The organism is Labrys sp. ALF-8, from assembly GCF_059699065.1.
The window spans coordinates 4134199-4160393 of record NZ_AP048537.1 but is presented as its reverse complement, the minus strand read 5'-3'; the positions used below and the strand labels follow the sequence as shown (position 1 = coordinate 4160393).

Annotated in this window: 19 protein-coding genes; 9 read left to right on the top strand and 10 right to left on the bottom strand. The window is 62.9% G+C overall.

Going from position 1 to position 26195, the window contains the following annotated elements; translation table 11 throughout:
- Nucleotides 1-139 precede the first annotated feature (139 nt).
- Nucleotides 140-1354 (top strand): ROK family transcriptional regulator, encoded by a 1215-nt coding sequence (locus AC6H34_RS19010; RefSeq protein ID WP_497539753.1) that lies wholly within the window; start codon nt 140-142, stop codon nt 1352-1354.
- Nucleotides 1355-1444: 90 nt separating this feature from the next.
- Here AC6H34_RS19010 and AC6H34_RS19005 read toward each other — a convergent pair whose 3' ends face one another.
- From AC6H34_RS19005 to AC6H34_RS18995, 3 genes are all read right to left on the bottom strand, one after another.
- Complete coding sequence (locus AC6H34_RS19005; protein ID WP_448148355.1) at nt 1445-2887, bottom strand: sensor domain-containing diguanylate cyclase; 1443 nt, start codon at nt 2885-2887, stop codon at nt 1445-1447.
- Between the two features lie 195 nt (nt 2888-3082).
- The gene (locus AC6H34_RS19000; RefSeq protein WP_497539752.1) at nt 3083-4417 is read right to left on the bottom strand and encodes a hemolysin family protein; all 1335 of its coding nucleotides are present in this window, start codon (nt 4415-4417) and stop codon (nt 3083-3085) included.
- 165 nt (nt 4418-4582) lie between these two features.
- Nucleotides 4583-4960: a winged helix-turn-helix transcriptional regulator gene (locus tag AC6H34_RS18995; RefSeq protein ID WP_497539751.1), complete on the bottom strand. Its 378-nt coding sequence runs from the start codon at nt 4958-4960 to the stop codon at nt 4583-4585.
- A 113-nt stretch (nt 4961-5073) separates the two neighbouring features.
- On the opposite strand from AC6H34_RS18995, the gene AC6H34_RS18990 reads away from it, so the two are divergent.
- Both AC6H34_RS18990 and AC6H34_RS18985 read left to right on the top strand, forming a co-directional pair.
- Nucleotides 5074-5364: a SemiSWEET family sugar transporter gene (locus AC6H34_RS18990; RefSeq protein WP_448148358.1), complete on the top strand. Its 291-nt coding sequence runs from the start codon at nt 5074-5076 to the stop codon at nt 5362-5364.
- A 196-nt stretch (nt 5365-5560) separates the two neighbouring features.
- On the top strand, nt 5561-6394 hold the full coding sequence (locus AC6H34_RS18985; RefSeq protein ID WP_497539750.1) for a DUF930 domain-containing protein: 834 nt from the start codon (nt 5561-5563) through the stop codon (nt 6392-6394).
- 68 nt (nt 6395-6462) lie between these two features.
- Here the strand turns inward: AC6H34_RS18985 and AC6H34_RS18980 are convergent, their stop codons facing one another.
- The 4 genes from AC6H34_RS18980 to AC6H34_RS18965 form a co-directional block, all read right to left on the bottom strand.
- On the bottom strand, nt 6463-7575 hold the full coding sequence (locus AC6H34_RS18980; RefSeq protein WP_497539749.1) for an ABC transporter permease: 1113 nt from the start codon (nt 7573-7575) through the stop codon (nt 6463-6465).
- 2 nt (nt 7576-7577) lie between these two features.
- Nucleotides 7578-10367: a ribosome-associated ATPase/putative transporter RbbA gene (gene rbbA / locus AC6H34_RS18975; protein WP_497539748.1), complete on the bottom strand. Its 2790-nt coding sequence runs from the start codon at nt 10365-10367 to the stop codon at nt 7578-7580.
- Nucleotides 10364-11431: an HlyD family secretion protein gene (locus tag AC6H34_RS18970; protein WP_497539914.1), complete on the bottom strand. Its 1068-nt coding sequence runs from the start codon at nt 11429-11431 to the stop codon at nt 10364-10366. Before AC6H34_RS18970 ends, rbbA begins: the two co-directional genes overlap by 4 nt.
- Before the next feature lie 307 nt (nt 11432-11738).
- Entirely contained in the window at nt 11739-12182 is a 444-nt protein-coding gene (locus tag AC6H34_RS18965) for a MarR family winged helix-turn-helix transcriptional regulator (RefSeq protein ID WP_448148362.1), read from the bottom strand.
- Between the two features lie 1070 nt (nt 12183-13252).
- On the opposite strand from AC6H34_RS18965, the gene AC6H34_RS18960 reads away from it, so the two are divergent.
- A complete protein-coding gene (locus tag AC6H34_RS18960; protein ID WP_497539747.1) occupies nt 13253-14521 on the top strand; it encodes a porin in 1269 nt (422 codons plus the stop codon).
- 139 nt (nt 14522-14660) lie between these two features.
- Here the strand turns inward: AC6H34_RS18960 and AC6H34_RS18955 are convergent, their stop codons facing one another.
- Entirely contained in the window at nt 14661-16226 is a 1566-nt protein-coding gene (locus AC6H34_RS18955; RefSeq protein WP_497539746.1) for a trimethylamine methyltransferase family protein, read from the bottom strand.
- A gap of 352 nt (nt 16227-16578) precedes the next feature.
- On the opposite strand from AC6H34_RS18955, the gene AC6H34_RS18950 reads away from it, so the two are divergent.
- From AC6H34_RS18950 to AC6H34_RS18930, 5 genes are all read left to right on the top strand, one after another.
- Nucleotides 16579-17355, top strand: coding sequence for an ImuA family protein (locus AC6H34_RS18950; protein WP_497539745.1), 777 nt, complete (start codon nt 16579-16581; stop codon nt 17353-17355).
- The gene (locus tag AC6H34_RS18945) at nt 17270-18982 is read left to right on the top strand and encodes a Y-family DNA polymerase (protein WP_497539744.1); all 1713 of its coding nucleotides are present in this window, start codon (nt 17270-17272) and stop codon (nt 18980-18982) included. Before AC6H34_RS18950 ends, AC6H34_RS18945 begins: the two co-directional genes overlap by 86 nt.
- A gap of 86 nt (nt 18983-19068) precedes the next feature.
- A complete protein-coding gene (locus AC6H34_RS18940; protein ID WP_497539743.1) occupies nt 19069-22350 on the top strand; it encodes an error-prone DNA polymerase in 3282 nt (1093 codons plus the stop codon).
- A 7-nt stretch (nt 22351-22357) separates the two neighbouring features.
- Nucleotides 22358-22756, top strand: coding sequence for a hypothetical protein (locus AC6H34_RS18935; RefSeq protein WP_497539742.1), 399 nt, complete (start codon nt 22358-22360; stop codon nt 22754-22756).
- Nucleotides 22734-23102, top strand: coding sequence for an endonuclease III domain-containing protein (locus tag AC6H34_RS18930; RefSeq protein WP_497539741.1), 369 nt, complete (start codon nt 22734-22736; stop codon nt 23100-23102). Before AC6H34_RS18935 ends, AC6H34_RS18930 begins: the two co-directional genes overlap by 23 nt.
- 116 nt (nt 23103-23218) lie before the next feature.
- Here the strand turns inward: AC6H34_RS18930 and AC6H34_RS18925 are convergent, their stop codons facing one another.
- Both AC6H34_RS18925 and pgi read right to left on the bottom strand, forming a co-directional pair.
- On the bottom strand, nt 23219-24295 hold the full coding sequence (locus AC6H34_RS18925; RefSeq protein ID WP_497539740.1) for a dipeptidase: 1077 nt from the start codon (nt 24293-24295) through the stop codon (nt 23219-23221).
- 251 nt (nt 24296-24546) lie between these two features.
- Nucleotides 24547-26184: a glucose-6-phosphate isomerase gene (pgi, locus tag AC6H34_RS18920; protein WP_497539739.1), complete on the bottom strand. Its 1638-nt coding sequence runs from the start codon at nt 26182-26184 to the stop codon at nt 24547-24549.
- Between the last annotated feature and the right edge of the window lie 11 nt (nt 26185-26195).

The window sequence follows — 26195 nt, the reverse complement described above, 5'->3', positions numbered from 1 at the left end:
CACCCTGCATTGAGGACGCGGGGAGTTCTTGGTGCTCCCGGCAGTTTTCGCGTACCCGAAAAAATTATTAACTCAATTTGTTTGAATGTAAACATGCTGCCATAGTCATCGATGAAGTGGTGAGTGGGGTTTGGGTACCATGGCAAGGCGCGAGGCGGACAAGGCGCTCCAACCGGGCCGAAGCGTTGCAGGGACGAATCTTGAATTCACCCGCTCCCACAACCGGCGCGTCGTGCTCGATACGGTCCGCCGGCTGGGGCCGATGTCACGGGCCGAGATCGCGCGGGAGACGGCCCTGACCAATCAGACGATCTCCAACATCGTCGAGGAATTGGAGCTGGCCGGTTTTCTTCTTCCCGGTGCGCCCAGGCGCGAAGGGCGGGGCCAGCCTTCCATCCCCTATGCCATCAATCCGCAGGGTGCGTGGTCGCTCGGCTTCCATGTCGATCACAGCGCCATCATCGCGGCCCTCGTCGACCTCACCGGCAAGCCGGTCGCCATCCGGGAGATCGCCGCCCACCGCCCCTCGCCCCGGAGCGCGACCCCGGCCTTGCGGCGGCTCGCCGACGAGTTGACGAGCCAGGCCGGCATTCCCTCCTCGCGCCTGCTCGGCGCCGGCGTCGCCCTGCCCGTGCGTTTCGGGGTCGGGGCCATCACCACGGCCGGCCCGACCACCCTGCCCGGATGGGATGATCCAGATGCCAGGCAGCATATCGCCGAGGCCCTCGGACAGCCCGTGCAGATCGAAAACGATGCCATGGCCGCGGCAATCGGCGAGAGGCTGCATGGCGTCGCCCGCACTATCGGGAGCTTCGTCTTCCTTTTCCTCGACGAAGGGCTCGGCGCCGGCGTCTTTCTGGCGGGGCAACCCTGGCGCGGCGCCTCGCTCAATGCCGGCGAGATCGGCCATATGATCGTGGTGCCGAACGGCAAGCCCTGCCCCTGCGGCAATCGTGGTTGCCTGGAACGCTACCTCTCCTTGAACGCGGCTCAGGAATTTCTGGCCGACGAGCCCGGCTCCCCTGCCTTCTCGGACCCGGACTTCGCCGCGTCGAGACTAGTCGAGCGCTGGATCGAGGAGGCAGCCCCTCACCTCGCCACTGCCGTCAACATCCTGGAATCGACGCTGGACCCGGAAACGATCCTGCTCGGCGGGGTGGCGCCCGCCGGCGTGCTCGCAAGCCTGATCGAAAAGGCGATGCCGCTGCCGATGTCCGTCGGCTCGCGTAGCGGCCGCATCCTTCCCCGCCTGATGGCCGGCTCCGTGGGACACCATACCGTCGTCCTGGGTGCCGCCTCACTGCCGATCTTCGACGAAATCAATCCCCGCTTCGACGTGCTGCTGAAGCACTGAGGCGCCGGATCCGGCGGCCGCTGGACTTCCGGGTACACGGACCACCGCTGCGCCGCCGCTGTCCTGGCCGCCAGCCGTAAAGCCCTGTCGCTAGCTTAGATCGAGATGATGCTTGTGCTTGTTCTCATACATCAGGAGATCCGCGCGCCTGGCGACCGACTCCAGCTTTTCCTCGCCTTGGCTCGTGGCCGCTCCGATCGAGAGGCGGAGCGCCTGCTGGGAGTAATATTGATTGTTGATCTCAACGAGGCGCTCGATGTTCTCCATCATGGCGGTTGCGCCTCTTTCGTCGATATAGGGGAGGACAACCGCAAATTCGTCCCCGCCGATACGCGCAGCGTGACCGGGAGCCTTGACCGCCTCGTTCAGTATCTCGCCGACGCGGCGCAGCAAACTGTCGCCGGTCGCATGCCCCCATTGATCGTTTACGGCCTTGAGCCCGTCGAGGTCGATGACGATGATCGACACCGGCAAATGACGATTGCGTTCGAGCCGGTTCAACTCATCGACGTAGAAGGCGCGATTGAACAGCTTCGTCAAGACATCGTGCTTGCCGAGATACTCGAGATAGGCCTCCGCCTTCTTGCGCGCGGTTATATCGGTAAGGGCGACTTGCACCTGCGACCAGTCGGCTTCGTACCCGGGCAGGATGGACAATTGCAGCAGGAGATAGCGTTCCGTGCCATCGAGCGCGTGGTTGAGCACCTCTCGCCGCTGAAAGAGGATGCCGTTCCACAGATCGATCAATTGCTCGCGAAAATGCGTCGCCATGTCCGTCTTGAATACGCGCGGCAGGTTCTGCAGGAGCGTCGGCTTGTCGGGCGCGAGAAAGAGCGTCAGCGTCTCCTTGTTCACGTCCAGGACACGGATTTCGCTCATGCATTGGCGCACGAATTCGGGATGTACGTCCGTGAAGACGCGGAAGTCGACAATGCCGCGACGCCGCAGGTCGTCCATCAGCTGCTTGATGCGGCTAAAGTCCTCCACCCACAGCGAAACCGGTGAGTGCTCGAAAAGAGCCGAGGCATATTGCTGCTGCTTTGCCGTCTGCCGACGCGCGCCTTCGAGGAGGGTCACGTCTTCTATGGCCAGCAGGACACGGTCCCAAGTCTGCTCGTGTCCGGGCAATATAATGCCACGAAGCTGAATGTCGAGGCGCTTGCCGCCGAGCGTGTAATTGACGGTGTTGCTATGGAATTCAGTCGCGCCGTCCCAGAGCTGGCCTAATTCATCGATGTGCGCTTCAAGCATATCGTCGCGCAGTACACGCCCCAGATTGGTCACAAGATGATCGACACTATCTGCTTCATAAAGCGAAAGGGTCTTGCGGTTGACTCTGAGCACGCGGATGAGGCTCGAACAAAGCGCCAACTTGTCGGGCTCAGTCGAAAGAAGCGCTCGTAAATTAGTGACACCCTCTTCGCGCCAATTCTCGAATTGCTTACGCAAGGCAGTGTAATCTTCGAGCCAGAGCGACATGGGAGCCAAATCGAAAATATTGTCGCTATCTTTCAGAAACGTCTCGACGCCCATTTAAGTACTCTAAATACGTATCCCACGCGCTACTGGAGACTAAGCCTAGCTGAAGTCGCGATTACTTTATACAAATTTCAGCGAGGCGAGCCAAACCATAACAGAAGGCTCGGCATCCCCGGCGCAGCGCTCTTGTCGGCGGAGCTATCGGAACAGGTCGCAGCGGTCAACAGGCGAGCCGCCTTGCGCCTGATCCTACGCCCCGCTGCCTGGATCAGGAGCACGGGACACGAGGAGCTTGTCGATCCTTCGCCCATCGAGGTCGATCACCTCGAAGCGCCACCCCGCGGTGGCGACGCTCTCGCCGACGTCGGGCAGGTGCCCCATCTGGCCGAGCACGAAACCGGCCAACGTGTGGTAGTCGGCATCCTCCGGCACTTCGCCCAGCCTCAGTCTGTCGAAGGCCTCGTGTACCGGCATCATTCCATTGAAGAGGAGAGAGCCGTCTTCCCGTTCGACTACGTCCGGCTCGTCGCCCTCCGCGGGCAAATCACCGGCCATGGCTTCGAGAAGATCGGTTTGCGTGACGATGCCGGCGAGCACGCCATATTCGTCGATCACGACGGCGAGGCGAACCGGTGCCTTCTTGAATTGATCGAGCACGCGGAAAATCGAGGCCCCCTCATGCACGATCAGCGGATCACGTAGGACAGCCATCGGATCGGGCGAACGGCCGTCGAGCATCTGGTCCAGGATATCGCGCTTGAGCACCATCCCGAGCGGTTCGTCGATGTTGCCGCGCCCGACGAGGATCTGCTCATGCGTGCATTCGCGGATCGTGCGCATGATCTCGGCGCGGCTGTCGTCGGGATCGAACCAGTCGACATCCCTGCGAGGGGTCATGATGTCGACGATCGGCCGGTCGCCGATGTTGAATACGCGCTCCACCACCTCCTGCTGGGCCAGGTTGAGGATGCCAGCCTCCTGGCTCGCAGCGACCAGGAGCTTGAGTTCCTCCGCCGAGTGCAGCGAATGTTCGTCGGCCCCGGGCTTCAGGCCGAAGAGGCGCAGGACGAGGTTGCCAAGCCGATTGAGGACGAGGATGGCGGGCTTGAAGAGCAGGAGGAATAGGCCGAGGGGACGTACCACCCAAAGAGCGGTGATCTCGCTGCGCTGCAGGGCCAGGCTCTTGGGAGCGAGTTCGCCCAGGACGATATGCAGCGAGGTGATCAGGATGAAGGCGATCGCCACGGCGATGGCGTGCGATCCGGCGATGGCCCAGGCCTCGGGCAGATAGGCGAACAGGGGTTCTATCAGGTGAGCGAGCGCGGGTTCGCCGATCCAGCCGAGCGCCAGGGAGGCGATTGTAATCCCCAACTGCGTTGCCGCCAGATTGGTGTCGAGGTTGTCGACCGCCCGCTGCAAGGCACGGGCATTCATGCGGCCGGCATTGACCAGTTCGGCCACGCGGCTGCGCCGTATTGCGACAAGGGAAAATTCGGCTGCGACGAAGAAGCCGTTCGCAAGGACGAGGAGCAGCACGACGGCGATTCCAATCAGGTCCAGCAGTCCGTCATCCAGATCCGACATTTGTCTCCTCGCGCAGATTCGAATACCACCCGGACTGTATAGGAACTGGCGGCCCGATCCGAAAAGCTCGCGCGCTCGATTTCGTTTCTCGGGCAACACCAATTTGGGGTTGTAGCTGATGAAGCCGGGCCGGAGACAGGTGGCGCGAGGGTTCGCGCGCAGACCTCAGGACGGTCCTCCCCCGACATGCCCTGGCTCCGACTTCTGCAACTGCTCTCCCCAGTCGCGCATGCTCAGCAGGACGGGCTCCAGGGACTGGCCGAGTTTCGTCAGTTCGTATTCCACCCTCGGGGGGACCTCGGGAAACACGGTTCTCTTCACGATTCCATCCGCTTCGAGTTCGCGCAGCTGCAAGGTGATCATTCGCGGGGTAGCGGATGGGGTGACGCGGCAAAGGGCATTGAAGCGCAGCTTGCCGTGCAGGAGATGAAAGACCAGGACCGGCTTCCAGACCCCGCCGATGACGGAGAGCGTCGCTTCGACCGCGCAGCCGGTTCGGCCGGCCTTTCGCTGCCTGGTTCGGCGGGCAGCACTATCATTCATGATACTACATGTCCCATTTGTACGTACTCCTCATCTCCAGACTAGAGGGTTATCGTCCTGTGCGAAAGGGCGCGTACCGTGAAGCGGCGGTCCGGCGCACCGGGAGAAAAGCCATGGATGGAATCGAATACATAGGCCTCGTAGCCAGCAGTCTGGCAACGATCGCCTATCTGCCGCAAGTCGTGAAGACCTGGCGGACCCGCAGCGCGAATGACTTCAGTCTCTCCACGCTACTCTTGCTGGAGGCCGGTTCCAGTCTCTGGATCTACTACGGCTTGCTGCGAGGCGCACCGGCAATCTGGATCGGCAACGGCGTCACACTCGCGCTCGCAGGCTTCATTCTACTGGTCAAAATGGAGAGCGTCCTCTTTGCCGGGAGAGTGCGGAAAAATTGCGGGGCATGAACGGCTGGCCTGCCCCGCCGACCCCGCGGGCGGTACCCGGCACAGGATGTTCGCGTCAAAGTAGAGAGCCATCGCCCGAACGGGATGAAAATTTCGAAATTGCAGGCCAGCGTGCTTGATGCTGCCTATTTTTCATTCCACACCCTGCAGGATGAGGAATGATCAGCCGGAACAGCAATGGGCGTGGCGGTGGTGCTTGCTTGCCGCCCTTGTCGTTCATCTGCTCGTCGCCGCGATCGTGCTGCCCAGCTCACTTGTAACGCCGCTCAAGGAGGAGCAGGCGATAACGGTGGAGCTTGTGCAATCGGCCGGCCCTCAGGCGCAGGCAAAAGCCGAAACTCCGCCGCCAGCCCCCCCAAAACCGCAGACAGGAGGTCCAACGCCCCCGTCATCGCCGAAGGATGCTGGCGCACAGCCGCCCCCGCCAGCTGCGCTGGAGCCGGTCTTTCAATTTGGCGACAAGGACCGCGGTCCCCAGAAGTCGACGGGCGGGAATGGTTCCGAACGGGGTCCGGCCTCGCCGTCCACGCGGACCGATCCGGCCAAGCAGAACATTCCGCGGACCTTGGCCGTGACGACCGCGGCGACGGACCAGGTTCCCCAGGCGACATCGACGAAGACACCGGCTCCAACGGCGGGAGATGCCACCGCGGCGCAGCAAGGCTTGCAGCTCCACGAGGCCAAGACCTTGTTTTCGCAGGCCCCGACCAACGATCTGAGTTCGATGATGGCGATAGGTACGGTGCCGCGCGGCGACCGGGCGGCCCAGCTTTGTTCAACGGAACTGGGCGAGCAGTTGGTTCATGCCTCGCCGGGATACTACCCCGACAGCCTTCCGCTCTTTCGGCTCAAGGAAGGCACTGTCCTGGATGTTCCCAAGGCCGCGTTCCACTCGAACTCGCAATGGTACGCTCTGAGCTATCGCTGCGAGGTCGACCCGCAGGCGACGAAAGTGGTGAGCTTCGCCTTCCACATCGGACAGCCGATACCGCGCAGCGATTGGAGCAGCCTCGGGCTTCCCTCGCAATAGAGACATCTGGAGCCTGATCGCGCCCGCTGCCCGGCGAAGTCGCCCTCTTGCGCGGCAGCCCGGAAAAATCACTGCAGGAATCGCCTGAACTGCCGCAGCGAGACGACGAAAAGCACTCCTCCTATGACCAGGAGAGCGAGCAGTTGGGGCCAGACCACGCCAAGCCCCGCGCCCCTGAACAGGATGGCCTGCGCCAGTATGACGAAGTGGGTGTTGGGCGCCAGGAGCATGATGTCCTGAATGATCTGAGGCATGCTCTCACGCGGCGTGACACCGCCGGACAACACCTGCAAGGGGAGGAGCACCATCATCAGCAGCAGACCGAACTGCGGCATGGAGCCGGCGATCGTCGCGAGAAAGATGCCCATGCAGGTCGTGGCGAAGAGCTGCAGGGCGGCGCCGAACAGGAAAAGCGCCACCGAGCCTTCGATCGGCACTTTCAGGATGCCCTGGACCACGAAGACGAGCGACATCGCCGAGGCGGCAAGCACGACCAGCCCCATGGACCAGATCTTGCTGATCATGATCTCGTTGGGGGTGACCGGCATGACCAGCAGATGTTCGATCGTGCCGTGCTCGCGCTCGCGGATGAGAGCCGCCCCGGTCAGGATGATCGACAGCATGGTGATCGACGAGATGACATTGGTGATGGCGCCGAACCAGCCCTTGTTCAGTTCCTGGTTGAAGCGCGAGCGCAAGGCGAGATTGACGGGGACCTCGCCTGCCCCCCGATAGCGGTTCAGGAACTCGCTGACCTCGCTGGAGACGATCGACTGAACGTAGCCCCCGCCGGTGAAGGCTTGCGACATGCGCGTGGCATCGACGTTCAGCTGGATCGTCGGCGACTTGCCGCCCAGGAGATCGCGCTGGAAATTCGGGGGAATGTCGAGTGCGAACGTATCGAGACCGGCATCCATGCGCCTATCCATCTCGTGCTGGGAGATGATCTTCGGAACGGTGAAGTAAGGCGGGTAGAATGCGGTCAGGATACGCGAGGAGGCTGGCGATTGGTCCTCGTCCACGACTGCGATGGCCGCGTTGTTGAGGGTCTCGGGCATCGCCGTGGAGGCCGTGTAGATCGACAGCGAGAAAGCATAGAGGATCAACACCACCAGAACCGGATCGCGGGCGAGCCCGCGCAGTTCCTTGAAGCCGAGCTGGACGATATTGGCCATGCGCATGATCAGCTCGCCTGTTTCTTCAAAAGAACGGCTCCCAGGCCCAGGAGAACGGGAACCATGATCAGCAGGGGGACGAAGGATCCCGCCAGATCACCGAAACCCAGCGCCTTGGAGAAGGTGCCGCGGGCAATCGTCACGAAATAGGTCGTCGGATAGACTTGGCCGATGAACGCACCGGCGCCCCTGAGGGAGGAAACCGGATCGATCATGCCGGAATACTGGACCGCCGGAATGAGGGTGATGAGGGCGGTGCCGAAGATCGCCGCGATCTGGCTGCTGATGAAGGTGGAGATCAGCAGGCCCATGCCCGTGGCGACGATGACGTAGAGCAGCGCCGCGAGGCTGAGCGTGGCGAAGCTCCCCGTGAGCGGCACGCGGAAGATGAAGACCGCGAAGCCCGTCAGCATCAGGAAATTCAGCATGGCGAGCGCGACATAGGGGATCTGCTTGCCGATGAGGAATTCCAGGCGGGTCACCGGCGTCACGTAGAAATTGATGATCGAGCCGAGTTCCTTCTCGCGAACCACGCTCAGCACCGCGAGCATGGCCGGGATCAGCAGCAGCAGCAAGGGAATGACGGCCGGCACCATGGCGACCAGGCTTTCAACGCCGGGATTGTAGCGGTAGCGCAGCGCTATCTGGAAGTCGCCCACGGTGGCGGCGTCGCCGTAGAGTTCACGTGCCTTCTGCGTCAGCCAGGCCGTGTGCATCCCCTGGACATAGCCCTGGACCGTCTCGGCCCTTGTAGGCATGGCACCGTCGATCCAGACCCCGATCTCGACATTGCGGCCTCGCGCTACGTCACGGCCGAAGCCCGGGGGGATTTCCAGCGCGAGACTCAGTTCGCCGTTCCGCATGCGCAGGTCGAGATCGTTGTAGTCGGTGATCGGCGCCTTCTCGGTGAAGTAGCGGGATCCGGCAATCTGGAGCGTGTAGTCGCGGCTGATCGTCGTGTCGTCGCGGTCCAGCACGGCAAAGGAGAGGTTCTCGACGTCCATATTGATGCCGTAGCCGATCACGAACATTAGGATGACGCTGCCAAGAATGGCCAGCGTCGCGCGGATCGGATCGCGCCGCAATTCGAGCGCCTCTCGCCGGGTATAGGCGAACATTCGCCGGAAATCGAAGGCCGAACGGACCGCTGGAGGAGTGGCCGGTGCCTGCCTTGCGGCCTCCGTCCCAGGCTGCGCGGGTTGAGAAGGATGCGCAGGCGCTGGCTGGTCGCCGATCGCCTCCTCCAGATAGGCGATGAAGGCTTCCTCCAGGGTCGCGGCCCCGCGCTTCTCGGTGATCGCGCGCGGCGTATCGCTGATAAGCACCCTGCCGGCATGCATCAGCGAGATCCGGTCGCACAGCTCGGCCTCGTTCATGAAATGGGTGGAGACGAAGATCGTCACACCGTCCTTGCGCGACAGTTCGGCGAGGATTTGCCAGAACCCGTCGCGGGCGACCGGATCGACGCCCGAGGTGGGTTCGTCGAGAATCAGGAGGTCGGGTGCGTGAATCATCGCCACCGCCAGCGACAAGCGCTGGCGAATGCCGAGCGGAAGGGCGTCGGGCAGCGCGTCCATGACGCCTGACAGATCGAAACGACGACCCATCTCCTCGATCCGTGCCGGAATGGTCTCGACGGACAGGCCGAACAGGCGCGCGTGAAGATCGAGGTTCTGGACGACGGTGAGTTCGGAATAGAGCGAGAAGGCCTGGCTCATGTAGCCGACGCGCCGGCGCACCTCGATATCGTTCGGGTCCACCTGACGGCCGAACAGCCTTGCTGTTCCCTCGCTGGCCGGCAGAAGGCCCGTCAGCATCTTCATCGTGGTCGTCTTGCCGCAGCCGTTCGAGCCAAGAAAGCCGAAGATCTCGCCGCGGGGGATGCGGAAGCTGACGTCGTCGACGGCCGTGAAGCTGCCGAAGCGCATGGTGAGATGGTCGGCCTCGATGGCTATGTCGCTCGTGGCGTCGGGGGAACGCGGCGGGATGACGACCGTGCTGTGGCCGCGGCGCCTTTCCTCCGGAAGAAGGGCCACGAACGCGGCATCCAGATTGGCGGTGGTGGTCTGGGCCAGCAATTCAGCGGGCGTGCCCGTCGCCAGGACATGGCCCGCATCCATGGCGACGAGCCAGTCGAACCGCTGTGCCTCCTCCATGTAGGCGGTCGCCACGATCACGCTCATGCTCGGCCGCTCGCGGCGAATATCGTCGATCAGTTCCCAGAACTGCCGGCGCGACAGGGGATCGACCCCCGTCGTCGGCTCGTCGAGGATCAGGAGATCCGGATCATGGATCAGCGCGCAGCACAGGCCGAGCTTCTGCTTCATGCCGCCTGACAGCTTGCCCGCAGGCCGGTCCGGAAACGGCGCCAGTCCCGTCCGCTCGAGCAGATCATCGATACGGCTCTGGCGCTCCTGTCGCCCCTGGCCAAACAGCCTCCCGAAGAAATCGACATTCTCGAACACGGACAGCGTCGGATAGAGGTTTTTGCCGAGCCCCTGGGGCATATAGGCGATCCGCGGACAGCTGCGCTCGCGGTGCCTTGCGTCGGCGATATCGCCGCCGAGCACCTCGACCCGCCCCTCGCGCACCACGCGGGCCCCGGCGACAAGGCTCAGGAGGCTGGACTTGCCGACACCGTCGGGACCGATGAGCCCGACCATGATCCCGGACGGGATGTCCAGGCTGATCCCGTCGAGTGCCCTGGTCTTGCCGTAGGAAAGCCCCACTCCCGCGAGTCGGACCACCGGGGCGGAGGGTGCCTCGCCACCGGCCGGATACGACAGTCCCCCGTTCATTGCACCAGCGCCTTTGTCAGGCTGTCTGGCCATTCGGCGCTGGAGTCGAGCCGGACATAGGCCATGCCGGGGAGACCGGTCTTGACCTGCTGGATATATTTGCGCAGCAGTTCCGGCTGAATCTGCGCCTTGATGCGGAACATCAGTTTCTGGCGTTCTTCCTCCGTCTCCACCGTCTTCGGCGTGAACTGCGCGACATCGGCGACGAAACTCGCCTTGGCGGGAATCACATATTGCGGCGCCGCGTCGAGCACGAGGCGGATCTCGGTACCGATCGCGACCCTCCCCGCCTGTGCGGTGGACAGGAAGAAGGTCATGTAGACATCGCTGAGATCGACGAGGTTGAGAACGCGCCCGCCGGCGGACAACACCTCACCCGGCTGGGCGACGCGATACTGCACGCGGCCATCGCGAGGCGACTTGAGCGTGCTGTCGTCGATATCCGCTGTGATGCTTTCGATGGCGGCCTTCGCCGCGTCGACTGCCGCCTCCGCATCGACCACCTGCGCCTTGGCGGCGCTGATGGCGGCGTCTGACGCGGCAAGCGATGCCTTTGCGGCCCCGACGGCGGCACGTGCACCCTGAGCCGCGGCCCTGTCGTCGTCCAGTGTCTGCTGGGAGGTGGCATTGGTCCTGACGAGTTGCTCCGAACGTGCCAGCTTTCGCTCCGCCGCATCGAGTTCGGCCTCGCGCTGCTCGATGACCGCCGATGCGCTTTCCCGTTCGGCCTCGCGCTGGGTGACCAGGCTCTTCGTCGTGTCGACGCTGATCACCGCCCGCTTGAGCTGCGCTTCGGCCTGGCGCCGCTGGGCCTCGAGCTGCTCGGTATCCATATGCGCCAGCACCTGGCCGGCCTTCACGAAGTCTCCCTCGTCGGCGAAAATCTCCTTGATGCGCCCGGCGGTCTTCGTCGAGACATCGATCTCAACTGCCTCGATACGTCCATTGCCGCTTACAAAGCCAGCGGGTAATCCCGGGCCATCATACAGCCTCCAGGCGTAGTATCCCCCTGCCACCGCTACGGCTGCGACGACTGCCAGCAACCAACCCCTTATCGACTTCATCATCTCACAGCCTGGCGCTCAATTGCCCTGAACTCGTCGTTTCATAAGGAAACCATACTTCCCGACGGATATCTCGACCGGAAAGTAGCCATGCTTGGCCTGGCGACTTTGCTCCAGATCAATTCGAGCGGGTTGAAGAGAACGGGGTTTCGATCGAGGTCTGCGCCGGAGCCCGGCGACGGGAAGCGAGCGATGGCGGCTGCGAACGAGGCCAGCCAGTGCGCGGGAGAAGTTCGGCCTTCGCGGCGGGCCTGTGCTCTTGGCCGAAGGCAAAAGACATGCACGGCCCGCGACGGCATGGGCTCGGTCAGGCTTCGTCTGAATGACTAGCGTGGAGCAGATTGGCCTTTATCCGCGTCAGCGTCTCGAAAAGATGCTCTTTATCTTCATCTTCTATGCCGATGAGAGCCTCGACACCGGCCTCCACTCCCATTTCCTTCATGGCGTCGACGATATCGCGCGCCTCCGGACTGAGGAAAAGCAGCCATACGCGCCGGTCCTCGGGATGGCGTCGCCGCTCCACGAGGCCACGTTCCTCGAGCTTGTCCAGGATCCGGACCAGGGCAATGGCACCGATCTCCAGCGTTTCGGCCAGCGCGGCCTGATGTACGCCTTCGTTGCATGAAAGACACCACAGCGTCTGCCATTGCGCACGGGTAAGGCCCAACCTATTTGCCCTCTGTTCGAATCTCTTCCGCAGGAGGCGGCCGATCTCGTCCAAGGCGCAATCGAAATTCTGCTGAATAAACATGGAAAAAGACGCCGATATTATCGTAAGCATACTTATATTTATGCACCATATAACAAGCTTGCTTCCTTTGCAACGGCACCACAACGTCAGGCTGATGAGACAAACGGTTCCTCACGCAGAGAGTTTCGAGTGGCTCAGCAACAACCGGCAGCAGTCCGCAGCGCCCCGACTCGGACGAATCTCGCCCCTAGGAACGAAGGCGCCGATCCGCGCAGCCGGAGGTCTCCGCCTGCCACGAGCGAGCCGCCCCGCAAATGAAATGTGAAAGATCAGGAAAGTAAAGTCTCCGGCATCGAAACAGGTCTTCTCCGTTCCCATGTCCACGCCCACGTGCGCACGAGGACGAAAAAGCCTGATTGAGGAGGTCAATTCTCAATCAGGCTCAGTATGTATAGGGGTCTCGCGAACTCCTATAGTTCCAATATATAGGCTCAATTTTCCCAGTCAAGGGCATTAAATTCGAGTCTTTAGAGCGAATCAAAAGTACACGAAAAGAAAATTGTTAAAACCAAGAGTACTCTCCTTCCGTCATAATTTCAGCATTCGAATTTGAATATTGCCTCAAGCTGAAATAAAAATCCCGTCCATAAAAATTTCCTTCGCGAGTAATTCCTAACCGGATGCACATCGAGAAACGTTTTAAGATGGCTATCCGGATGCCAAGAGACCGTCCTTGATAGCTGTCGGTGCGTCGTTATTCTGATTTAAACTTTCTTATTTAAAATAAAATTGGAATGCAATTGATATACATACGATTGTAATTATAACATTTACTCCTGAAACAATATCAGTTTGCAACAACATGATATCATTTCAATGTGAAATTATATCAATAAAATCAGCGAATTATGTGACTGCTTTGCAACAAGTACCCATCAAAGCGCATGATCATCGAAAACTAATCTCTGTTTCTTGTTGCAAATAGCTGAGACCCGCAGCCATTTTATGCTCCATCCTTCGCTCCGATGGGTCGGAATTTCGATCCCGAACCCGGGGGATGGAATTCGGGGTGTCGTGCTCGACGTTTGACCGCGTCCTAGTACGGATAGATATAAATTGGAGATATAATCATGACGATGAAGGCATTACTTCTCGGCGCAGCCGCGGGGGTCGTCTCAATCGGCTCAAGTCAGGCTGCTGATTTGCCGATGACCAAGGGCGAGGCAGTTGAATACGTTAAGGTTTGCTCGACCTTCGGCCCCGGTTTCTTCTATATTCCCGGCAGCGATACCTGCCTCAAGATCGGCGGCGAAATCCGTGCCGACTACCGCGTGTTCGGCGGCAACGGCTTCACCCGCAATGACAACCGTTCGGCCTTCAATACCCAGGCTCGTATCTGGTTCGATGCCCGCACCCAGACCGATTGGGGTCTGCTGCGCTCCTACTTCCAGATCAATGCCGACTCGCATCCGATCAGCCGCCAGGGTCGTTTCCAGGCGTCGTCTCCGGGCAGCTTCTACAACGGCAACACCTTCACGATCGACAAGGCCTTCATCCAGTTCGGCGGCCTGACGGCTGGTTACGCCCATTCGTTCTTCGGCTTCTACGATAACGAGTACGGCGACACGATCTGGGGCGCCTATTACAGCGAGGTCAATACCGTCAACCTGCTCGCCTACACCGCCCAGTTCGGCGGCGGCTTCAGCGCAACGCTCGCGCTTGAAGACGGCCGGGACCATCACGTCGACGGCGACCTTGTCCTCAATGGCACGAATCGAAGCCTTGCCTATGGCGGGCAGCAGGTTCCGGACATCGTCGGTCAGTTGCGTTACGACGCCGATTGGGGCTCATTGGCAGCTCAGGCAGCAGGCCATCAATTCCGTTCGGGCGAGGACTTTATTCCGCGCGAGAACAAGTATGGCTGGGCGGCCGGCGCCACCGCCTTGTTCAAGTTCCCGCAGTTCGTCAACGGCGGCTACGTGATCTTCGAAGGCCAGTATGCCGACGGTGCCCTGGATTATCTCGGCGCCGGCAATACCTGGCTCGCCCAGTCGGATTACTTCGCAGCGCCCTCGGGCCGCGTCGATGCCGGCAAGGGCTGGTCGATCACCGGTGAACTTGGCGCCGATATCACGCCGCAGCTCAAGGCCGTCCTCGTGGGCAGCTATATCGACGTCAAGTATGACAGCCTCGGAACGAACAATCAGGACATTAGCCTGAAGGAGTTCACGGTTACCGGCAACCTGACCTACACGATCGTCAAGGGTCTGACGGCTGCCGCCGAGGTCGCCTACACCCACGGCTCCCTCGACAACGCCGTCGTCGAGCTGGGCAATGGCAGACCACGCGACGACTACAATGTGTGGCAGGGCGGCATTCGCCTGAAGCGGACCTTCTAAGTCCGCGCTGCATCGACGACGACATCGAAGGCCCGGCCGTTGAAACGGCTGGGCCTTCGGGCATTCGGCGGCCCCGACACATGCCGGGATGCGATATTCATTTTTCGCGGAGTGACGTGGCGATCCTCACGCCGCCACTTCAGTACCAGGCGTCCTGCATCTCTCCCTTCTTGCGGGCGATGAAATCGAGAAGAGCGTCGTCGACAGCCTGGTCGAGCGGCGGCGCCTCATAGTCGGCCAGGACCTTCTTCCAGCGCTGGTTGGCCCGGGTCGCTGCATCGTGCGAGCCTGCCGCCTCCCATTTCTCGAATGGATCGTTGTCGGCCGTTTCCGAATCCCAGAATGCCGTCTCGTAATTCGCCAGCGTATGCCTGGAGCCGAAAAAGTGGTTGCCCGGGCCGACCTCCCGGAAGGCATCGAACGCCAGTTCATTGTCGTCGATCTTCACGCCGTCGAGATAGCGATGGAGAGCACCGCAAAAATCGGCGTCCAGCATGAATTTCTCGTAGGACATGGAAAGCAGGCCGTCGAGGAAACCGGCCGAATGTAGGATGAAGTTCGCCCCGCAATGGGCGGCGGCCAGCATCGACATGGTGCTCTCGTTCATGGCCTGCGCATCGGGCAGCTTCGAAGTGGTGAAGTTTCCGGAACAGCGCAGCGGCAGGTTCAATCGGCGCGCGAGCTGGCCGACTACCATCGAACCGATCGCGGGTTCAGGCGTGCCGAAGGTCGGCGATCCCGAGCGCAGCGACATGGAAGAGAGGAAATTGCCGAAAATCACGGGCGCACCCGGCCTTTCGAGCTGCGTCAGCGCGCAGCCCGCCATGGTCTCGGCGAGCGATTGCGCGATCGCCCCGGCATTCGTCACCGGCCCCATCGCGCCCCCTAGGATGAAGGGGACGATCACGGCGGCCTGGTTGGCACGGGCATAGGCCCGCAGCGACGTCGTCATCGTCGCATCCCACACGAGCGGCGAGTTCACGTTGACGTTGCCGAGGATGACGCAATTCGCGTCCACGAAATCGCGGCCGAAGACCAGGCGGGCCATTTCGATCGAGTCTTCGGCACGGGATTCGGCCGTCACCGAGCCCATGAAGCCGCGATCCGAATATTTGATATGGCTGTAGACCATGTCGAAATGGCGCTTGTTCACCGGTACGTCCACCGGTTCGCAGATCGTGCCGCCTGAATGGTGGAGCCAGGGCGAGGACTGCGCCAGCTTCACGAAATTGCGGAAATCCTCGATCGTCCCGTAGCGCCTGCCCTTGTCGAGATCCATCACGAAGGGGGAGCCGTAGGCCGGGGAGAACACGACGTTTGCACCGCCTATTTTCACGGACCGGGCGGGATTGCGGGCATGCTGGGTGAACACGGCCGGCGCCGTCTTCAGGATCTCGCGCAGCATGCCGGGCTCGAACTTGACGAGTTCGTCCTGGATGGTGGCCCCGGCCCGTTTCCACAGAGCGATCGCTTCTGGGTCTCCGCGAAACTCGATCCCGACCTCCGCGAGAATGCGGTCGGCCGTCTCCTCGATCCGGAGGAGGCCGTCTTCCGACAGGATGTCGTAGGTCGGAATGTTGCGGACGATGAAGGGACGGGCAAGCCCCTCCGTCCTGTGGGAGCGCATCTCGCGCCGGGCGCTGCGCCCCCCGCGTTGAGCAGGACGGACGGATCCGGTCGTGTCCGCAGCCACTGTATTCGTCATGATGGACTCCCCTGGCAACGAAAAGCCGGCGCCCCCGCTGATGCCGGATAGCGCCCCCGGCGAAATTCTCGTCTGCCAGGCGAGGCGATGATACATGGGATCGTAGGGGGTCGTAGTTCGGATGCGACTCGTCGAGGTCGGTTTGGAGACTGCGTTCCCTATATGACGGCCGTGAAGGAAACGGCCAGGGCGAGAACTTCTATGTTTTTGAAATAAAATGCATTTTCTTTCCCGACAGAGGTAATCGTCCCTTTACCATGTTTGAGTCTGTTCGCGTTTCAGCTGCTCGGTAAAAAGACTCCGCTTGAAATGTTCATGTTTTGTTCTAGTTTGGGCGAAACGGATTTCGCCCATGACGATACGCATGCCCATTCCTGCCGACGAACGTGCCGAGAAGCTGGCGAGCCTGCGACTGCTCCTGCCCCGGCTGGAACATGTGCATGCGGATGCCGGCACCCTGCCCTTCGGCATCGAGACCGTCGACGCGAAGCTGCCGGGCGGCGGCCTAGCGCTCGACGGCCTCCATGAAATCTCGCCGCGGACCATCTTCGACGCGGCTTGCGCCCTCGCCTTTCTGGTCTCTCGGCTGGTCCTTCTGCAGGACAGGAACAGGGTCTGGCTGGTCACTTCGCCCCGCGGGGTTGGCGGCCTTGGACGGCTTTATGGCCATGGGCTGCGCAGGCTGGGCCTCGATCCTGCCAGGCTCGTCCTCGTCCATGCCGGCAGCGAGATCGAGGCTGCGTGGGCACTCGAGGAAATCCTGCATTCCGGCGTCGCCGGTGCCGTGGCGGCGCTGACGGGCGGCGGTTTCGATGCCGCCATGAGCCGGCGCCTTCAGCTTGCCTCGGCCTCGGCGCCCTGCCCTCTCTTCCTGCTGTGCCCTCCCCTCGCTTCACCCGCCACCGTCGCCGTCACGCGCTGGCGCATCGGTTCGGCACCGGGTGCGCGAGACCGGTTCGGTCTCCTCTCCGCCTGGCGCTGGCGCGTCCGGCTCGAACGCAGCCGCAACGGGCAAAGCGGACTCTGGCTCATGGAGTATGATCATGTCGCGCATCGTCTCGATCTGGCTGCCACGCTGGCCGATCCAGCGTTTTCTGATTGCTCAGTCCAAAACACCAAAGTCGCCTGAAACGGTCGATCCGCGCAGTCCCTTCGTCCTCACCATCGATGCTTCTGGCGGTCCGCGCATCGCCTCGGCCAGCCGGCTGGCGGAAGAGGAAGGCCTGGCCGCCGGGGGACTGGTGGCCGATGCACGGGCCAAGGTGCCCGGCCTGCAGACGCGTCCGCTCGTAGCGGAAGCCGATGCGTCCGCACTGCATCGGCTTGGCCTGTGGGCCCTGCGCTACACGCCTTCCGTCGCCGTTTATCGCGAGGCGGACGGCGCGGACGGCCTCTTTCTCGACATCGCCGGCGCCAGCCATCTCGCCGGCGGCGAGGAAGCCCTTCTCGCCGACATCGTGAAAAGGCTGCGCCATTTTTCCCTGGGAGCGCGGATCGCCCTTGCCGATACGCCGGGAGCGGCATGGGCACTATCCCGCTTCCATCCGCAGGCGAGCTTCATCCTGCCCGAAGGCGCCGATCCTGGCCCGGCGCTGGCCGGACTGCCCATGGCCGCCCTGCGCCTGCCCGATGGTCTTTGCCAGACATTGCGCCGCCTCGGCTTCAGGCAGGTCGGGGATCTCATCGGCAAGCCGCGTGCGCCCTTCGCCTCACGCTTCGATCCCCTCCTGCTGAAACGCCTCGACCAGGCGATGGCCATGCGGGACGAGGCTCTGGCCCTCCTCGAATCGCCGCCGTTTTATCACCGCAGCCGTCAATTGCTGGAGCCGGTGGTGAGCCAGACTGCCGTCGTGCACGTCGCCACCCGCCTGATGCAGGATCTCGTGCCGCTCCTCACGCGGGACGGTGTCGGCGCCCGCGTATTGCAACTTCGACTTTTCCGGGTCGACGGCGAGGTGCGCACAATCCATATCGGCCTTGCCTGCGCCACGCGCGATCCCAGCCACGTCGCAAGGCTCGTCGCCCTCGATCTCGAACGCCTCGGCGAAACCATCGATGCAGGCTTCGGCTTCGAGACCATCGGCCTCGCCGCCACCCGTACGGAGAAGGTCGGCAATCGCCAGGACAGGCTGTCCCTGCGCGAAGGCCCGCGCCGACCCGATGTCGTCGGTCTCGCCGGCCGCCACTCCGAACTGATCGACGCACTGCGCCAGCGCCTCGGTCCCGGCGCAGTGCGGCAGCTTCATCCCGAGGAGCGGCATGATCCCGCCCGGGCCGAAACGGAACGGGATGCGGAAGAAGTCGAGCCCGCCTGGCCGCGCCCCGATCCCTCGCGCCTGCGCCCGCCCTTGTTTCTCGATAGGCCAGAGCCGCTGCAGATCATCGCCACGCGCCCGGACGGCTTGCCCGGCCATTTCCGCTGGCGCGGGGCTCCGCACCGCATCATCGAGCTGCAGGGACCTGAGCGCATTGCGGCTCCCTGGTGGGAACAGACGGCTCCCGCCCTGCCCACTGTCGCCAAAGAGGAATTCGGCTGGGGAAAGACAGGCGATGTGCCAGCCAGCATTCCGGCCGGCGAAACCACAGCGAGCCAGAAACGCAACCGCTTCGAGGACAACGAAGCCGGACGCGAGCGTTCCGTGCTGCTGCCGGCCCCGATGCGGCAGGATCACTATGTCGCGGAGACGCAGGACGGCCAGCGTTTCTGGCTCTGCCGCGAGGCGGAAGGCTGGTTCATGCGGGGCCTGTTCGCATGAGAACCGGGAGCGAAGAGCCCGGCCCAAACACGGAGCGGCGATTACCAATCGCCGTCCTCGAAGCGCCGAGTTTACAGGCGGAGGCGATGCCGATCGGTGATCGACACTCCAAGCCCGCACCCGTCCCAGGAAAAGCGGATCCCGTCGCGTCCGGCTATGCCGAACTCGCCGTCACCACGAATTTCTCCTTCCTGCGCGGCGCTTCCTTCCCGCAAGACATGGTGAAGCGGGCGCATGAACTCGGCCTGGCCGGCATCGGCATTGCCGACCGCAATTCCTTCGCCGGTGTGGTCCGGGCACTGCGCGAGGCGAAGAAGCACCCGCATCTGCGCTACCTGCCCGGCGTTCGCCTCGTCACCACCGATGGTTTCGAGGTCATCGCCTATCCCATGGACCGCGACGCCTATGGCAGGCTCTGCCGCCTCCTCAGCGAAAGCAATACGCGCATCAAGCGCCAGAAGGGCGAATGCCTGTTCGGCTTCGAGAAGATCCTGCCGGCGAGCGAGGGCCAGATCCTCATCGCCCTGCCGCAGGGCGAACCGGACGAAACCTTCGTCGCCAGGGTCTCGGCGCTCGCCCGTGCCGCTCCGGGCCGCGTCTACCTTGCGGGCCACCACCGCCTCTCCGGCGACGAACCCCGCCGCCTCGGACGCCTCTCGGAACTCGGCGACGAAATCGGCGCTCCCATGGTGGCCGTCAACGATGTGCTCTACCATGTGCCGGAGCACCGCGCGCTCGCCGACATCCTCACCTGCATCCGGGAAAAATGCACCCTGGCGGAAGCGGGGCTGAGGCTGGAGATCAACGAGGAGCGCTACATCAAGCCGCCCCGGACGATGGAGAGGCTGTTCGCGGATCATCCGGAGGCCCTGGCGCGGACGCTCGAGATCATCCGGGCGTGCACGTTCGATCTTCTGCAGCTGAAATACGAATATCCGGAAGAACCCATTCCACCAGGCAAGACGGCTCAGCAACATCTGGAAGACCTTGCCTGGGCCGGGGCCGAACGGCGCTATCTCTATGGCGTGCCGGACGATGTCGTCGTGCGCATCAAGGAAGAACTCCGGCTCATCGAGAAGCTGGAGTTCGCTCCATATTTCCTCACGGTGCATGACGTCGTCGATTATGCGCGGAACATTCTCGGCGTCCTGTGCCAGGGTCGCGGTTCGGCGGCAAACAGTGCTGTTTGCTATTGCCTCGGCATTACCGAGGTCAATCCGGACGAGACCAAGCTTCTGTTCTCCCGCTTCATCTCCGAGAAGCGCGGAGAGCCGCCGGATATCGATGTCGATTTCGAGCATGAGCGGCGCGAGGAGGTCATCCAGTACGTCTACCGGCGCTATGGCCGGACGCGGGCCGCGATCTGCTCCACCGTCATTCACTACCGATCCCGGCGGGCCGTCGGCGAAGTCGGCAAAGTGCTGGGCCTGACGCCCGATGTCACCGCGGCTTTGTCGAAGACGGTCTGGGGCATGGGCATGCAAACCTGGACACCCAGCCGCGTGAGGCAGGCCGGCCTCGATCCCGACAATCCCGTCATCCGGCAGGCCCTCTATTTCACCCAGGCCCTCACCGGTTTTCCCCGGCATCTGTCGCAGCATGTCGGCGGTTTCGTGCTCACGCGCCGGTTGCTCAACGACACCGTTCCGATCTGTCATGCAACGATGGACGAGCGCACCTTCATCGAATGGGACAAGGACGACATCGATGAAATCGGCATGATGAAGGTCGATGTCCTGGCGCTGGGAATGCTGAGCTGCATCCGAAGAGGCCTCGATCTTCTGAAGCAGCATTACGGGAGGCAGCTCGGCGACATCGCCCAGTTGCCGCGTGGAGACAAGAAGACCTACGACATGCTGTGCGAGGCTGATTCTGTCGGCGTTTTCCAGGTCGAAAGCCGGGCTCAGATGTCGATGCTGCCGCGCCTCAGGCCGCAGGAATTCTACGATCTCGTCATCGAGGTCGCCATCGTCCGCCCCGGGCCGATCCAGGGCGGCATGGTGCATCCCTATCTGCGGCGGCGGGACGGGATCGAGAATGAGCATTATCCCGCCCCATCACCGGAGTTTGGCCCCGCGGATGAACTGAGAAACGTCCTCTCGCGCACCAAGGGTGTCCCCCTCTTCCAGGAACAGGCCATGGAGATCGCCATCAAGGCGGCCGGCTTCACGCCAGACGAAGCGGATGGCCTGCGGCGAGCCATGGCAACCTTCCGCCACACCGGCACGATAGGCAACTACAAGACCAAATTCATCGGCGGCATGGTGCGGCGCGGCTATGAGCAGGCTTTCGCCGAGCGCTGTTTCAGCCAGATCGAGGGCTTCGGCGAATATGGCTTCCCCGAGAGCCATGCCGCCAGCTTCGCCGTGCTCGTCTATGTCTCCGCCTACATCAAGTGCCACTACCCGGACGTCTTCTGCGCGGCGATCCTCAACAGCCAGCCAATGGGCTTCTACCAGCCGGCACAGCTGGTGCGCGACGCCGAGAAGCATGGCGTCGAGATCCGCCCCGTCGACATCAACTACAGCGACTGGGACTGCACGCTGGAACCGGCCACCGATCCGAGCAGGCATCGCTTCGCCGTTCGCCTGGGCATGCGGCTGGTGACGGGCCTGAACGAGGACGACATCCGGATGATGGTGGGCGGACGCGGCAACGGCTATGGCAGCCTGGAGCGCTTCGGCTCGGCGAGCGGCCTCACCCTCTCGGCCATCGAGAAACTGGCCGAGGCCGACGCCTTCCGCTCGCTCCACCTGGACAGGCGCGAAGCGCTCTGGGCCGTGCGCCGCTTCGAAACCATCGGCATCGGGTTCGGCAAGGCCAGCCGGGACCTGCCGCTGCTCACTTCCGATTTCGACGACAACCTCTTTCCCGAACCGGCGATCGCCCTGCCGACGATGGAGCAGAGCGAGCATGTCCTTGAGGACTACCAGACCACGGGCCTATCCCTCAAAGCCCACCCCTGCAGCTTCCTGCGCCCGGAACTCGAGCGCCTCGGCGCCATCACCAACCACGCTCATCGCAGCGAAACGTTCAAGGAGAACAGCCTCGTCACCGTTGCCGGCCTGGTACTGACGCGCCAGCGCCCCGGCACGGCCAGCGGCGTTGTGTTCATGACCATCGAGGACGAGACCGACATCGCCAACATCATCGTCTGGCCGAAGACCTTCGAGAAATACCGCCGCGCCGTGATGAACTCGCGCTTCGTCGCCATACGCGGCCGTGTCCAGCGTGCCGGCCTCGTGGTGCATGTGATCGCCGAAAGCGTGTTCGACCTCTCCGCCGAACTCTCGCGCCTGCGCGAAGGTATCGCCGCGCCGGCCGCCCAGCTCGAACTGACCTTGTTCAAGAGCCGGGATTTCCATTGAGGGGGCGATGGCTGTCATCGAGCAGATTCAATTCAACCTCGATTTCGGTGAGCAGCCGCCGCTCGCCACGGTGCGCCAGCGCCTGCTCGCGGCCTATGGCCCTCAACGGGACTCACGCCGCCACAGCCCGCACGAACAGTTCGTGAAAGCCCTGATCAGCGCCGAGACCTATGATTCCGAATCCGAGAAAGCCTTCCAGGCCCTGCAGGCGCATTTCCACCCGCTCGACGAACTGGCAAAGGCAAGCGCGCAGGAAGTGCTTGCCCACCTCTCCACCGTCACTCATCCGGAGCGGAAGGCCGGACAACTCGTTCGTTCGGTTGCCCGCATCGTCGCCGAGCGCAGCCGCTTCGACCTCTCCTTCCTCGCCGCTCCACAGTGCGATGGCAAAGCTGAAGACCTATGAGGGCATCGGCCCCAAATGCGCCGCCGCGATCCTGAACTTCAGCATGCTGCGCCGGCGCATCTTCGTCGTAGACCGCCACATCAAGCGCTTCGGCATTCGCTTCGGATTTCTGTCCGAGGATGCCGGATTCGAGAAGGCGCACCTGCAGATGATGCGCCTGATACCGTCAAGCTGGGACGCAGACGATCTGTATGAGTTGCATTGGCTGCTGAAGCGTTTCGGCCAGGAGGTCTGCACCAGCCAAAGACCGCTCTGCGAACGCTGCGGATTGGCCGATCTGTGCAAGTTCGGAAAGCCCGGGCAGCCGACAGGCAGGGACGGCGCGAAGTCGCAGCGACGGGGCTGAGCATTCGCCCTGGCACATGGAGACCCGCCGAACGCGGAGGGTCGCTCACCGTTCGACCTTCCCGGAAACGAGGTACACGCCGGCAAGAAAATGGCGGTCCGTGACCGCCACTGCGGTCATGCCTGCGTCCGCTCGATCAGCGACAGCCAGTTCTCGTGAGCGATCTTGCGCAGCAAGGCCTCCGAATAGCCTGCTTCGCGCAGTCGATCGACCAGACGCTGGAGGCCGGCGGCGCTGCCGATGGCGTTGGGAATCACCGCTCCATCGAAATCCGAACCGAATGCGAGGCCGTCCTCGCCTAACCGCTCGAGCAGGTAATCGAGATGGCGCACCATGATATCGAGATCCGTATCGGCCCGCATGGCGCCGTCGGGTCGCAGGAAACCGGTGGCGAAATTGAGACCCACCACGCCGCCGCTCTCCCGGATGGCCGCGAGTTGCTTGTCCGTGAGGTTTCGGGCGGATTCGGACAGGGCATGGACGTTTGAATGGGTGGCAACGAGCGGGGCCGTGCTGATTCCGGCAACATCCCAGAACCCCTGCTCGTTGAGATGAGAGAGGTCGACCACGATGCCGCGCCGGTTGCACTCGGCCACAAGGGCCTTGCCCGCATCGGTGAGGCCCGGGCCGACATCGGGGGAGCCCGGGAAGCGGAAGGGTACGCCGTGGCCGTAGATGTTGGAGCGGCTCCAGACCAGCCCGATCGAGCGCAGGCCGGCGGTGTAGAGCACGTCCAGCATGGCGAAGTCGGGATCGATCGCCTCGGCACCCTCGATATGCAGCAGCGCGGCGATCCTGTTCGCCGCCATTGCCGCGCGGATTTCGCCGGCGGTGCGGCAGACCGCGACGTCGTCGGGCAGGGCCTGCTCCAGCCGCAGCATGATCGACAGCATCCGAATGGTCGAGGCCTGCGCGCTCTCGATCGGCAGCATCGGCGGCAGCGGCACGTCATAGCGCTGCGCCTGCGTCACCTGCGACAGGTCCGTCGATTTGATCGGCGGCGGGAACATGGCAAAGAAGCCGCCGGCGAAACCACCCGCCCGCGCCTTGGGCAGGTCGATATGGCCGGATCCCGCGCCTTTGCCGAAAACCTCCTCCGGCGGCTTCTCCTTCTGGAGGGCAAGGCGCAGGAGGGTGTCGTTGTGGCCGTCGAAGATGGGAATGGCGGCAGGCACTTCGGCGGACGAACTCATGGACCATATTCCTGAGGAAGCATACCGGTCTGGAGACCGGAACGGCGGCAGGCGGGCCTAGGAAGCCTGACCGACAAATCGCCGGAACCTCGGCTTTTGTCATCGCCGCGCTTGTCCCAGCGACGCAGGGCAAAGGCGGAGGCCGAGGAAGGCCGGGCCCGGATGCCCGGGACAGGCCCGGGCATTACAAAAAATGCGGCTCTCTGCTGCCGAGCGGATCTCAGGGTAGGTCCCAAGACCTGCCCGCCTTCTCAGCTCCGCAGCGACTTCAGATGCGCCACGAGACCCTTGGTCGACGCGTCCAGGCCATCGACCGTCGCGCCCTTCACCACCGGCAGGAGGCGGGACGCGAGTTCCTTGCCGAGTTCCACGCCCCACTGGTCGAAGGAGTTGATGCCCCAGATCACACCCTGCGTGAACACCTTGTGCTCATAGAGGGCGACGAGGCGGCCGAGCATCCGCGGGGTGAGCTTGCGATAGGCGATGGTGGTCGTCGGGCGGCTGCCGGGGAACACCTTGTGCGGGGCGAGAAGCTCGATCTTCTTGTCGTCGAGGCCCTGCGCCTTCAGCACCGCCCTCGCCTCCTCCAGCGAACGCCCGTGCATCAGGGCTTCCGTCTGCGCCAGGCAATTCGCCATCAGGATGGCGTGGTGGTCGCCCATGCCGGTCTCGTGCGGCTCGGCCGCGATGAGGAAGTCCGCCGGGATCACGCTCGTGCCCTGGTGGATGAGCTGGTAGAAGGCGTGCTGGCCGTTGGTACCGGGTTCGCCCCACACCAGCGGTCCGGTGTCCGACGTCACGGGGGTGCCGTCGAGATGGACGCGCTTGCCGTTCGATTCCATGTCGAGCTGCTGAAGATAGGCCGGGAAACGGCCGAGGCGCTGATCATAGGGCAGCACGGCATGAGCGGCGTAGCCCATGAAATTGCGGTGCCAGAGGCCGATCAGGCCCATCAATACGGGGATGTTCTTTTCCAGCGGCGTGGTGGCGAAGTGATGGTCGATCTCATGGCCGCCGGCCAGGAACTCGCTGAAACTCTCCGGACCGATGGCGATCATCAGGCCGAGGCCGATCGCGGACCACATCGAATAGCGCCCGCCGACCCAGTCCCAGAAGCGGAACATGCGGTCCTTGTTGATGCCGAAGGCCTCCACGGCGACGATATTGGTGGAGATGGCGGCGAAGTGATCGCCCACCGCGCTCTCGCCCAGCGACTTGGCGATCCACTGGCGCGCTGAATGGGCGTTGGTCATCGTCTCGATGGTCGTGAAGGTCTTCGAAGAGACCAGGAAGAGCGTGCGCGAAGGATCCAGGCGCGAGAGGACGTCCGACATGTCGGCGCCGTCGACGTTGGAAACGAAATGGGCGCGCGGCCCATCGGCGTAGGGCGAGAGCGCGCGCGCACCCATGGCCGGGCCGAGATCCGACCCGCCGATGCCGATGTTCACCACATCGGTGATCTTGTCGCCGGTGGCGCCGCGCAGTTCGCCGGAACGAATCTTGTTGGCGAAGGCGTAGCAGAGTTCGAGTTCCGCATGCACGTCCGGCACGACGTTTTTGCCATCGACGCGGATGTCGGCGTCCGCCGGCGCGCGCAGCGCCGTGTGGAGTACAGAACGGCCCTCCGTGGTGTTGATCGGATCGCCCTTGAGCATCTCGTCGCGGCGGGTCTCCAGATTATGCGCCCGCGCCAGCTTGAGCAGCAATGCGAGGGTCTCCTCGCTTACGCGGGTTTTCGAGAAATCCACCAGTACATCGTCGAGCGAGAACGAGAATTTGCCGAAACGATCGGGATCTGCGGCGAAAAGGTCTCGCGTGGTCGTCGCCCCCAGGGCCTGCTTATGGGCTTCGAGATCCTGCCAAACCTTTGCGGCCTGTGAATGATCCATAATCGTTCCCT